The sequence below is a fragment of the Bacillus sp. SIMBA_008 genome, from assembly GCF_046535495.1.
In the GTDB taxonomy this organism is placed as follows: Bacteria; Bacillota; Bacilli; order Bacillales; family Bacillaceae; genus Bacillus; species Bacillus subtilis.
Window position 1 is genome coordinate 1 of record NZ_JAWRWL010000770.1, and the last position, 258, is coordinate 258.

Annotated in this window: 1 protein-coding gene; it reads right to left on the reverse strand. The window is 70.2% G+C overall.

Annotation, left to right across the window (positions count from 1 at the left end; all coding sequences use genetic code 11):
- The coding region (locus tag SB658_RS25365; protein WP_410603200.1) for a hypothetical protein at window positions 1-258 on the reverse strand (258 nt) is incomplete at both ends.

Here is a 258-nt window from a genome sequence, read left to right on the forward strand (position 1 = left end):
GGTGCGGTAGCCGGCGGCCGCTGCGGTCGTCTCGGCGAGCAGGGCCGAAAAGGCCTCCTCATCGACGGGCAGGGCGAGGCCGCTCAACCGACCGACCTGCTCGAGAGAGAAGTCGCGGTTCCGCAGGAAGCGCGTCGAGGCGAGCTCTGCCGGCACGGATCCGAAGCCGGTCGGGGCGGAGATGCGGTCGCCCGTGTCTGTCGGCGTCGCAAGGAAGCTCGTCTGATTCTGGACCGTCGTTCGACCTCGGGCTCTGGC